The sequence below is a fragment of the Aquidulcibacter paucihalophilus genome, assembly GCA_030285985.1.
Lineage (GTDB): Bacteria > Pseudomonadota > Alphaproteobacteria > Caulobacterales > Caulobacteraceae > Brevundimonas.
Genome location: CP127384.1, coordinates 2,134,471 through 2,146,551, shown reverse-complemented (window position 1 = coordinate 2,146,551; position 12,081 = coordinate 2,134,471). Strand labels below are relative to the sequence as shown.

Below are 12,081 nucleotides of genomic sequence, written 5' to 3'. Positions count from 1 at the left end.
CCATCGACGATCAAATAACCCGGCCCGTCGCGGCAGACGGCCTCGTATTGACGGTCGCCGAAGCTGTCCATGCCGCGAAGCGAAGCGCTGATGACGACGCAGTCGGCGCCGGCCCGGGCGGCGGCGTCCTGCGCGGCCAAAAGGGTCGATGTGTCCCTGACCCGACCGCGGGTGGTCGACGTCTCCTCCAGCGACCGCTGAGCCGAGGCTGCCGTGGCCACGAGGCTTAGAGCAACGCCCAGCGCTAATGCCAAGTGCCTCATAGCCCGTTGTCCTGCCGATGCCTCAAATGGCCCTCTTTCAACATCCGGTTTTTCCGTCAGCCGTGAACAATCTGAAGGTACCTCCTTCGGCCCCTGCGAGGTCAATCCCGAAAACTGCCGAACGGGCCTTTATTTCGTCGGAAAAGCGAGTATATGACCCGGCTCCGCTAACTCAGTATGAGACACGCGCGAAAGCGCCGAGGCCCGGTTTGTCGCCCTCCGACCGGTGCGAAGGCGCGCTCCTTCCCAGGGAGCCCTGCAATTTCAGACGTCCTGGCGCCGCAAGGCCCGAGGGTGGACGTCGAAACCGATGGTCACGGGTCGCCCGAGAGGCGGAGCCGTGGCTGCTGCATTGATCGCCGCCTGCCCGGGCGGCGTATTGGGAATACAGAATGGCCAAGTCCAAAGCCGAAGTCGCCGTCGCCAACGGCCAGTTCGCACACGCCACGACCTTCACCGGCAAGAAGCGCATCCGTCACTCGTTCGGCCGGATCCCGGAAGCGGTGCAGATGCCGAACCTGATCGAGGTGCAGCGCGCCTCCTATGAGCAGTTCCTGCAGCGCGAAGTGCGCAGCGGTCCGCGCAAGGATCAGGGCATCGAGGCGGTCTTCAAGTCGGTCTTCCCGATCAAGGACTTCAACGAACGCGCCATCCTGGAATACGTGTCCTACGAGTTCGAGGACCCGAAATACGACGTCGAGGAATGCATCCAGCGCGACATGACCTATGCCGCGCCGCTGAAGGTCAAGCTGCGCCTGATCGTGTTCGAGGCGGATGAAGAGACCGGCGCGCGCTCGGTCAAGGACATCAAGGAGCAGGACGTCTACATGGGCGACATCCCGCTCATGACCGACAAGGGCACCTTCGTCGTCAACGGCACCGAGCGGGTTATCGTCTCGCAGATGCACCGTTCGCCGGGCGTCTTCTTCGACCACGACAAGGGCAAGACGCACAGCTCGGGCAAGCTGCTGTTCGCCGCCCGCGTGATCCCGTACCGCGGTTCGTGGCTCGACTTCGAGTTCGACGCCAAGGACATCGTCTACGTCCGCATCGACCGCCGCCGGAAACTGCCGGCCTCGACCTTCCTCATGGGTCTGGGCATGGACGGCGAGGAGATCCTCAAGACCTTCTACGAGACCGTGCCCTACGAGAAGCGCGGCGAAGGCTGGGTCACCCCGTACAAGGCGGAGCGCTGGAAGGGCGTGAAGCCCGAGTTCGACCTGGTCGACGCCGACACCGGTGAGATCATCGCCGCCGCCGGCACCAAGATCAGCGCACGTCAGGCCAAGAAGCTGGGCGACACGACCACGTCGCTGTCGCTGGCCGCCGACGCCCTGCTGACCAAATACCTGGCCGCCGACGCCGTGAACTACGAGACCGGCGAAATCTACGCCGAGGCCGGCGACGAGCTGGACGGTCCGACCATCGAACTGCTGGAAAGCTTCGGCTTCACCACCATCGACGTGCTGGACATCGACCACGTCACGGTCGGTGCCTACATGCGCAACACCTTGCGCATCGACAAGAACACCGGCCGCGAGGACGCGCTGTTTGACGTCTATCGCGTGATGCGCCCGGGCGAGCCGCCGACCCCGGAGGCCGCCGAAGCCATGTTCAACTCGCTGTTCTTCGACAGCGAGCGCTACGACCTCTCGGCCGTCGGCCGCGTGAAGATGAACATGCGTCTGGAAACCCCGGACGTGTCGGATGAGATCCGCGTGCTGCGCAAGGACGACGTCCTGCGCGTGCTGCAGATCCTCGTCGGCCTGAAGGACGGCCAGGGCGAGATCGACGACATCGACAACCTCGGCAACCGCCGGGTCCGTTCGGTCGGCGAGCTGCTGGAAAACCAGTACCGCGTCGGCCTGCTGCGGATGGAGCGCGCCATCAAGGAGCGCATGTCCTCGGTCGATATCGACACCGTGATGCCGCACGACCTGATCAACGCCAAGCCGGCCGCAGCGGCCGTGCGCGAGTTCTTCGGTTCGTCGCAGCTGTCGCAGTTCATGGACCAAACGAACCCGCTGTCCGAGATCACTCACAAGCGTCGCCTTTCGGCGCTTGGCCCGGGCGGTCTGACGCGTGAGCGCGCCGGCTTCGAAGTCCGCGACGTGCACCCGACCCACTACGGCCGCATCTGCCCGATCGAAACGCCGGAAGGTCCGAACATCGGCCTGATCAACTCGCTGGCCACCCACGCCCGGGTGAACAAGTACGGCTTCATCGAGAGCCCGTACCGTCGCGTGAAGGACGGCAAGGCCACGGACGAAGTGGTCTACATCTCGGCCATGGAAGAGGCGAAATACACGATCGCCCAGGCCAACATCGAGCTCAAGGACGGCATGATCGTCGAGGAGCTGGTCCCGGGCCGGATCAACGGCGACTCCCAGCTGCTGATCCGCGCCGACGTGGACATGATGGACGTGTCGCCGAAACAGGTCGTTTCGGTCGCCGCCGCCCTGATCCCGTTCCTGGAAAACGACGACGCCAACCGGGCCCTGATGGGCGCGAACATGCAGCGTCAGGCCGTGCCGCTGGTGCAGTCGGACGCGCCGCTGGTCGGCACCGGCATGGAAGCGGTCGTGGCCGTGGACTCCGGCGCCGTCGTGGTCGCCAAGCGTGACGGCGTCGTCGAACAGATCGACGGCACCCGCATCGTGGTGCGCGCTACCAACGAAGCCGACGCCGGCCGTTCGGGCGTCGACATCTACCGCCTGTCCAAGTTCCAGCGTTCCAACCAGTCGACCTGCATCAACCAGCGCCCGATCGTGCGCGTGGGCGATGAAGTGAAGGTCGGCGACGTGATCGCCGACGGCCCGTCGACGGACCTGGGCGAACTGGCCCTGGGCCGGAACGCGCTCGTCGCCTTCATGCCGTGGAACGGCTACAACTTCGAAGACTCGATCCTGATCTCCGAGCGTATCGTGCGCGACGACGTCTTCACCTCGATCCACATCGAGGAGTTCGAGGTTATGGCCCGCGACACCAAGCTGGGGCCGGAAGAGATCACCCGCGACATCCCGAACGTCGGTGAGGAAGCCCTGCGCAACCTCGACGAAGCCGGCATCGTGGCGATCGGCGCCGAGGTCCAGCCGGGCGACATCCTGTGCGGCAAGGTCACGCCGAAGGGCGAAAGCCCGATGACGCCGGAAGAGAAGCTGCTGCGCGCCATCTTCGGCGAGAAGGCTTCGGACGTCCGCGACACCAGCCTGCGCCTGCCGCCCGGCGTCGCCGGCACGATCGTCGACGTGCGCGTCTTCAACCGCCACGGCGTCGACAAGGACGAGCGGGCCATCGCCATCGAGCGTTCGGAAATCGAGCGCCTCGGCAAGGACCGCGACGACGAGCTCAAGATCCTCGAGCGCAACGTCTATGGCCGCCTGAAGCCGCTGATCCTCGGCAAGAACGCCACCTCGGGTCCGAAGGGCCTGGGCCGCGGCGTCGTGTCGGAAGACAAGCTCAATGAGCTGTCGCGCGGCCTGTGGTGGCAGATCGCCCTCGACGACGAGAAGGCGATGGGCGAGCTCGAGGCCATGAAGAAGCAGTTCGAGGACGCCCGCAAGGCGCTCGACCGCCGCTTCGAGGACAAGGTCGAGAAGCTGCAACGCGGCGACGAACTGCCCCCCGGCGTGATGAAGATGGTCAAGGTCTTCGTGGCCGTGAAGCGCAAGCTTCAGCCCGGCGACAAGATGGCCGGCCGTCACGGCAACAAGGGCGTCATCTCCAAGATCCTGCCGATCGAGGACATGCCGCACCTGGAAGACGGCACCTCGGTGGACGTCGTTCTGAACCCGCTGGGCGTGCCTTCGCGCATGAACATCGGCCAGATCTTTGAAACCCACCTGGGCTGGGCCGCCGCCGGTCTCGGCAAGCAGATCCAGGGTCTTCTGGAAGCCTGGCAACAGGGCGGACAGAAGAAGGCGCTGGTCGATCACCTGACCAGCATCTACGGCCCGGACACCCCGCTTCCCGAGTCGGAAGAGGACCTGATCGAGCTGGCCAAGAACCTGTCCAAGGGCGTTCCGTTCGCCACCCCGGTGTTCGACGGTGCCCACATCGACGACATCGAGGAACTGCTGGAGAAGGCGGGTCTCGACCGCACCGGCCAGTCGATCGTCTATGACGGCCAGACCGGCGAGCAGTTCAAGCGTCCGGTCACGGTCGGCTACATCTACATGCTGAAGCTGCACCACCTGGTCGACGACAAGATCCACGCCCGTTCGATCGGACCGTACTCGCTCGTCACCCAGCAGCCGCTGGGCGGCAAGGCGCAGTTCGGCGGACAGCGCTTCGGCGAGATGGAGGTGTGGGCGCTGGAAGCCTACGGCGCGGCCTACACCCTGCAGGAAATGCTGACGGTGAAGTCCGACGACGTGGCCGGCCGGACCAAGGTCTACGAGGCCATCGTCCGCGGCGACGACAGCTTCGAGGCGGGCATTCCCGAGAGCTTCAACGTGCTCGTCAAGGAAATGCGCTCGCTGGGCCTGAACGTGGAGCTGGAGAACAGCTGACCGATCGAATGATCCCTCTCCGCGCAAGCGGGGAGGGACGATCGTCCACTTTCTCCCTCAATGAAATTTGGCGGGTCAGCCCGCAGAAGGAATCAAGATGAACCAGGAAGTCCTGAACATCTTCAACGCGGTCCCGGTCACTCCGACCTTCGACCAGATCAAGATCGCCCTCGCCAGCCCGGAGAAAATCCGGTCGTGGTCGTTCGGCGAGATCAAGAAGCCCGAGACCATCAACTACCGGACGTTCAAGCCCGAGCGTGACGGCCTGTTCTGCGCCCGTATCTTTGGCCCGACCAAGGACTACGAATGCCTGTGCGGCAAGTACAAGCGCATGAAGTACAAGGGCATTATCTGCGAGAAATGCGGCGTTGAGGTCACCCTGGCCCGCGTTCGCCGCGAGCGGATGGGCCACATCGAACTGGCGTCCCCGGTCGCCCACATCTGGTTCCTGAAGTCGCTGCCGTCGCGCATCTCGCTGATGCTGGACATGGCGCTGAAGGACGTGGAGCGCGTGCTCTACTTCGAAAACTACATCGTCACCGAGCCGGGCCTGACCCCGCTGAAGCAGAACCAGCTGCTGACGGAAGACGAGTTCTACCGCTACCAGGACGAGTTCGGCGATGACGGCTTCACCGCCGAAATCGGCGCCGAGGCCGTGCGCAACCTGCTGATCGGCATCGACCTGCACGCCGAGGCTGAAAAGCACCGCGGCGAACTGGCCGACAGCCCCTCGGAAATGAAGGCCAAGAAGGCCTCCAAGCGCCTGAAGCTGATCGAGGCCTTCCTCGAGTCCGGCAACAAGCCCGAGTGGATGATTCTGACGGTCGTGCCGGTCATCCCGCCGGAACTGCGCCCGCTGGTGCCGCTGGACGGCGGCCGTTTCGCCACCTCCGACCTGAACGACCTCTATCGCCGGGTCATCAACCGGAACAACCGCCTGAAGCGCCTGATCGAGCTGCGCGCGCCCGACATCATCATCCGCAACGAAAAGCGGATGCTGCAGGAATCGGTCGACGCCCTGTTCGACAACGGCCGTCGCGGCCGCGTCATCACGGGTGCCAACAAGCGTCCGCTGAAGTCGCTCGCCGACATGCTGAAGGGCAAGCAGGGCCGCTTCCGCCAGAACCTTCTGGGCAAGCGCGTCGACTATTCGGGCCGTTCGGTCATCACCGTGGGTCCCGAGCTGAAGCTGCACGAGTGCGGCCTGCCCAAGAAGATGGCGCTCGAGCTGTTCAAGCCGTTCATCTACGCGCGCCTTGACGCCAAGGGCCTGTCGGGCACCGTCAAACAGTCCAAGCGTATGGTCGAGCGCGAGCAGCCGCAGGTGTGGGATATCCTCGACGAGGTCATACGCGAGCACCCGGTCCTGCTGAACCGCGCGCCGACGCTGCACCGTCTGGGCATCCAGGCGTTCGAGCCGAAGCTGATCGAGGGCAAGGCCATCCGCCTGCACCCGCTGGTCTGTACGGCGTTCAACGCCGACTTCGACGGCGACCAGATGGCCGTTCACGTCCCGCTGAGCCTCGAGGCCCAGCTGGAAGCGCGCGTCCTGATGATGTCGACGAACAACATCCTGTCGCCCGCCAACGGCAAGCCGATCATCGTGCCGTCGCAGGACATCGTCCTGGGCCTGTACTACCTGTCGCTGATCAAGGAAGGCGAGAAGGGCGAGGGCAAGCTGTTCGCCAACATGGGCGAGATCGACGCGGCGCTCGACGCCGGCGTGGTGTCCCTGCACACCAAGATCAAGGCGCGCTGGACCGAGATGAACGCCGCCGGCGAAGTCATCACCAAGGTCATCGACACGACCCCGGGCCGGATGAAGCTGGGCGCGCTGCTGCCGCACAATGCGAACATCGGCTACCGCCTGCTTGAGAAGAACCTGACCAAGAAGGAAATCGGTAACCTGATCGATCAGGTCTATCGCCACTGCGGTCAGAAGGCGACGGTCATCTTCGCCGACCAGATGATGCAGCTGGGCTTCCGTGAAGCCGCCAAGGCCGGCATCTCCTTCGGCAAGGACGACATCGTCATCCCGGCCGCCAAGGCCACCCTGGTCGCCGACACCCGGACCCAGGTCGAGGAGTACGAGCAACAGTACGCCGACGGCCTGATCACCAAGGGCGAGAAGTACAACAAGGTCGTCGACGCCTGGGCCAAGGCCACGGACAAGATCGCCGATGCGATGATGGGCGAGATCGCCCAGCCGCGCGTCCTCGCCAAGGGTCAGGCACCGGACATCAACTCGGTGTTCATGATGGCCAACTCCGGTGCCCGTGGTTCGCAGGCGCAGATGAAGCAGCTGGGCGGCATGCGGGGCCTTATGGCCAAGCCGTCGGGCGAGATCATCGAGACGCCGATCATCTCGAACTTCAAGGAAGGCCTGACCGTCCTTGAGTACTTCAACTCCACCCACGGCGCCCGCAAGGGTCTGGCCGACACCGCGCTGAAGACCGCCAACTCCGGCTATCTGACGCGTCGTCTGGTCGACGTGGCGCAGGACTCGATCGTCACCGAGGACGATTGCGGCTCGACGCGGGGCATCACCCTGCGCGCCGTGGTCGAAGGCGGCGACGTGCTGGTCTCGCTGGGCCAACGCGTCCTGGGTCGCTATGCGGCCGAGGACATCAAGGAGCCGGGCGGCGAGACCGTCCTGTTCAAGGCCGACACCTACCTGCAGGAAGAAGAAGTCGAGGTCATCGACAACGCCGGCGTCCAGTCGGTCAAGGTCCGCTCGGCCCTGACCTGCGAGGCCGAAGCCGGCATCTGCGCCTATTGCTACGGGCGTGACCTGGCGCGCGGCACCAACGTCAACATCGGCGAAGCGGTGGGTGTTATCGCCGCCCAGTCGATCGGCGAACCCGGCACCCAGCTGACGATGCGGACCTTCCACATCGGCGGTACGGCGCAGGTGGCGGAAACCTCGTTCTACGAGGCGACCAACCCCGGCATCGCCCGCATCACCGGCCCCACCGTCAAGGCGGCGCACGGCGATCTGGTGGCCATGAGCCGCAACGTCGTCGTGACCATCGTGGTCGACGGCAAGGACCGCGAGAGCCACAAAATCCCCTACGGCGCCCGTCTGCGGGTGGTCGAGGGTTCGGACGTCAAGCGCAGCCAGCGTCTGGCGGAGTGGGACCCCTATACCTCTCCGATCCTGACCGAAGTCGGCGGCGCGATCCGGTTCGAGGACCTGGTCGAGGGTCTGTCGGTCCGCGAGGAAACCGACGAAGCGACGGGTATCGCCCAGCGCGTCGTCAGCGACTGGCGCGCCAGCCCGCGCGGGGCCGACCTGCGTCCGGCCATGGGTGTCACCTCGGGCGACGCCTATGCCAAGCTGGCCTCGGGCTCTGACGCCCGTTACCTGCTGCCGGTGGGCGCGGTTCTGTCCGTGAACAACGGCGATGTGGTCAAGCCGGGCGAGATCATCGCCCGCGTCCCGACCGAGGGTGCCAAGACGCGCGACATCACCGGCGGTCTGCCGCGGGTGGCCGAGCTGTTCGAAGCCCGTCGACCCAAGGACTGCGCGGTCATCGCCGAGATGGACGGCCGTGTGGAATTCGGACGCGACTACAAGAACAAGCGTCGCATCAAGATCACGCCGGAACTGGACGCCGATGGCAACCAGGCTGATGCGGTCGAATTCCTGATCCCCAAGGGCAAGCACATCTCTGTCCACGACGGCGATCTGATCAACAAGGGCGACTACATCATCGACGGCAACCCGGATCCGCACGACCTGCTGCGCATCCAGGGCGTCGAGGCCCTCGCCGAGTATCTCGTGAACGAAGTGCAGGAGGTCTATCGACTGCAGGGCGTGCCGATCAACGACAAGCACATCGAGGTGATCGTTCGCCAGATGCTGCAGAAGGTCGAGATCCTCGACTCGGGCGAAACCACCCTGATCCGTGGCGACACGGTCGAAGTGGCTGAAGCCGTGCTCGAGAACGCCAAGGTCGAGAAGCGTGGCGGCCGGATCGCCACCACCCAGCCGGTCCTGCTGGGCATCACCAAGGCGTCGCTGCAGACCCGCAGCTTCATCTCGGCGGCGTCCTTCCAGGAGACCACCCGCGTCCTCACCGACGCCTCGGTCAACGGCAAGGTCGATACGCTGGAAGGCCTGAAGGAGAACGTCATCGTCGGCCGCCTCATCCCGGCCGGCACGGGCGCCTATCTCCGCGCCCTGCAGAAGATCGCCAACGAGCGTGACGCTGAACTGACGTCGACCCGTGAAGCCGCCATCGAGCCGCTTCCCGCGGACCTGGCGCTGGAACTGGAGAACAGCGAAGGCTGATCGACAGGTTCAGGATTGCAATGAAGAGGGCGGCTCCGGAAACGGGGCCGCCCTTTTTCATACCGTCATGGATGCGCGCAGAGGTGGCTTGGGGGGTGCCGCGTTTACAGGCTAAGCTTGTTTCGGGTCAGCAGTTCGGGGGAGCTTGATGAAGGCGAAGCGCACGCGTTGGGTGATTGTCGTCCTTTTGGGGGTCGCAGGCACCGGGATGTACTGGCTCGCCAGCGTGTTCTACCCGCCGCTGCTGTTGTTTCCTCACAAGCGAATGGTCGGTGTCACACCGGTCTATTCAGCAAGCCCGATCCCCGACGAGATTGAGGGTGTCATCGGCCGGGCCGACGCCCTTGTGCGGGCCAGTCCGCTATTCACGCCCGAGGTGCTCACCCGCCCCGTCTATCTGACCGACGGGGGGCTGCGCTGGCGGCTGTTGAGCCTCAATGTGTCAAACTCATTGGCCCTGTCGCGGCCATCGGTTGAGATCATCGTGGTCAATCGGTCTGATGTGGCCACGGATCGGGTCTGGTACAGCGGAAATCCTGTTCCGGCGCGTGACCTGACCAGCGTGATCGCTCATGAGCGGACCCACGTCCTGATCCGCCAACGCTTCGGGCTGCTCAGTTCCCAAGTTTACCCGACCTGGGTCGTGGAAGGTTACAGCGACCATGTGTCGGGCACGGGTTCGGTGTCCGATGAAGCGGCGGCACGGATGATCGCCGAGGGCCGCCGGACGCGGGGGCTGTTTTACTATGAGAGCCGTAAGCGGGTGACGCGGGAGTTGGAGGCGAACGGCGGCTCCGTAGAGGCGCTGTTCCAGTCCTCGCAGCGGCGGCGCGTGGACAACGAGGAGCCCGCGGCCTGAGGTCAGCGCGGTCCGTCCCGGCGGTCCGTTCTGATGTTCTGTGTCGAGTCCGGGCGGAGTGACGGGTCCAGGAGGCCTCCCGCGACCCCCGTGCCGAAATTGGAGCCGGGACCGTCCTGGGGGCCGACATTGCCGCTGCCGCCGGCGAGAGGACGGCGACGTCGCTCGTAGTCGGCAAGACGGCGGGCACCCTCGGCGGCGAACGGGCTGCCGGCGGTGTCGTCTATGGGAGCCGCGGCACCGGCGCGCTGGCCGAAGCGCTCGTCGCAGACCGCGCGCTCGGCGGCGCTGAGCAGGGCAGGGGCGCTGCAGCCCGGGCCGCGGGTGCGCAGGCCGCGGCCGACACGGTCGCCGAGGGTCTCGGGGCGCACGGACCAGCCCTCGACCCCGGGCGGGGCCGCGGGCGCACCGGGTGCCGGAACGCCCAGGCGGGGCGCGGGCGGGGCAGGCTGATCCTCATCTTCGGTCGGGTCGCGGAAGGGCAGGTCGCGGTCGGCGGTGGTGGTGCCGGGCAGGGCGGGGGCGGCGACGTCCCGGGTCCTTTCCGGCGGCGGCCGGACACGCGCGACCTCGCCCGGCAGCAGCGGGCGGGGCTCCATCTGGACATAGATGACCGCGTCGTCCTGGAGCAGGTCCGGGATGCTCAGCCCCATGGAGCGCAGGCCAAGGTAGGAGAAGAGCGCCGCATGGCCGAGCACGGATACGGCGATGATCGCGGGCTTTCGCCACCGCTCTGCGCGTCGGGGCCAAACCCACGCCGGCCCCTTGAATCGCTGTCCACCCGCCATAGGCGCACAGGATGGGGCGAGCGTGGCGGTATTGGGGCCTGAACAGGCGCGGAATGCAGCCATGCCCGGCTCGACGAACCCGCCGCCCTTGACCTTCAGCCCCCCCGCGCGTAGAAGCCGCCCACTTTCGAGGTTCCCGGTCCGCCGGGTTCCGGGATCGTGACAATTGAGCGGACGGGCTGTGCCCGCCGGAACGCCCGAAGCGCGCGTTCCGGTTTTTTCGTTTGGACGTCGCGTTGCCGGCTCGAGATCAAACCCGGGGCGGCGCATCGGCGTCGTCCGAAAAGAAGGCTCATGAGGCGCTCCGGCCGAAAGGCACACGCCTCCATCGATTGAAAGAGACGAGTTTCGAATGCCGACTATCAACCAGCTGATCCGCAAGCCGCGCCAACCCAAGCCGGTCCGTAACAAGGTCCCGGCCCTGAAGGGCTGCCCGCAGCGCCGCGGCGTCTGCACCCGCGTCTATACGACGACCCCGAAGAAGCCGAACTCGGCGCTTCGTAAGGTTGCCAAGGTGCGTCTGACCACCGGCATCGAAGCCGTGTGCTACATCCCCGGCGAGGGCCACAATCTGCAGGAGCACTCGGTGGTCCTGATCCGTGGCGGCCGCGTGAAAGACCTTCCCGGCGTTCGCTACCACATCCTGCGCGGCGTGCTCGACACGCAAGGCGTCAAGGACCGCAAGCAGCGCCGTTCGCACTACGGCGCCAAGCGTCCGAAGTAAGCGACCGTCCTATTCCATTCGCTGGTTCACACCAGCCGTCCGACACCGATTTAGAAGGCCAAGCCCATGTCCCGTCGTCACCGCGCCCAGAAGCGCGAAGTTCTGCCGGATCCCAAATACAAGGATCTGATCGTCACCAAGTTCATGAACTACGTCATGTACGAGGGCAAAAAGGCCGTCGCCGAGAACATCGTGTATGGCGCGTTCGAGATCCTGGCCGACAAGAAGAAGGAACAGGAGCCCGTCGCGACGTTCCACGCTGCGCTCGATAACGTGGCTCCGGCCGTGGAAGTCCGGTCGCGTCGCGTCGGCGGTGCCACCTACCAGGTGCCGGTCGAGGTTCGCCCCGATCGCCGTCGGGCCCTGGCCATCCGCTGGCTGGTCAACGCCGCGCGCAAGCGTGGTGAGAACACCATGACCGAAAAGCTGGCGGCCGAGCTGCTGGACGCCTCGAACAACCGCGGCACCGCGGTCAAGAAGCGCGAAGACACCCACAAGATGGCCGAGGCCAACCGCGCCTTCAGCCACTACCGCTGGTAACGCCTTCAAGGTGCCCTGTTCGGCACCTATCTAGAGACTATCCGGCGCGGGCGGTTTGAGCTAAATCGCCCGCGCCCGCTTATCCGCACAGATCGACATCTT

At 65.4% G+C, this 12,081-nt stretch carries 6 protein-coding genes; 5 read left to right on the top strand and 1 reads right to left on the bottom strand.

The features are described from left to right. The first annotated feature begins 655 nt into the window (after window positions 1–655). The 3 genes from rpoB (at window position 656) to KB221_10530 (ending at window position 9,927) form a co-directional block, all read left to right on the top strand. Window positions 656–4,774 carry a DNA-directed RNA polymerase subunit beta gene (gene rpoB, locus KB221_10540; GenBank protein WIY68532.1) on the top strand — a complete coding sequence of 1,373 codons (4,119 nt, stop codon included), beginning with the start codon at window positions 656–658 and terminating at the stop codon, window positions 4,772–4,774. Between the two features lie 97 nt (window positions 4,775–4,871). Beyond that, window positions 4,872–9,068 (top strand): DNA-directed RNA polymerase subunit beta', encoded by a 4,197-nt coding sequence (gene rpoC / locus KB221_10535; GenBank protein ID WIY68531.1) that lies wholly within the window; start codon window positions 4,872–4,874, stop codon window positions 9,066–9,068. A gap of 148 nt (window positions 9,069–9,216) precedes the next feature. Then, window positions 9,217–9,927 (top strand): hypothetical protein, encoded by a 711-nt coding sequence (locus tag KB221_10530; protein ID WIY68530.1) that lies wholly within the window; start codon window positions 9,217–9,219, stop codon window positions 9,925–9,927. Window positions 9,928–9,929: 2 nt separating this feature from the next. Here the strand turns inward: KB221_10530 and KB221_10525 are convergent, their stop codons facing one another. Further along, window positions 9,930–10,625, bottom strand: coding sequence for a hypothetical protein (locus tag KB221_10525; GenBank protein WIY68529.1), 696 nt, complete (start codon window positions 10,623–10,625; stop codon window positions 9,930–9,932). A gap of 442 nt (window positions 10,626–11,067) precedes the next feature. Here KB221_10525 and rpsL point away from each other — a divergent pair, with 442 nt between their 5' ends. Further along, window positions 11,068–11,439, top strand: a complete 372-nt coding sequence (gene rpsL / locus KB221_10520; protein WIY68528.1) for a 30S ribosomal protein S12 — start codon at window positions 11,068–11,070, stop codon at window positions 11,437–11,439. A 66-nt stretch (window positions 11,440–11,505) separates the two neighbouring features. Next, window positions 11,506–11,979: a 30S ribosomal protein S7 gene (gene rpsG / locus KB221_10515; GenBank protein ID WIY68527.1), complete on the top strand. Its 474-nt coding sequence runs from the start codon at window positions 11,506–11,508 to the stop codon at window positions 11,977–11,979. The last annotated feature ends 102 nt before the right edge of the window (window positions 11,980–12,081 follow it).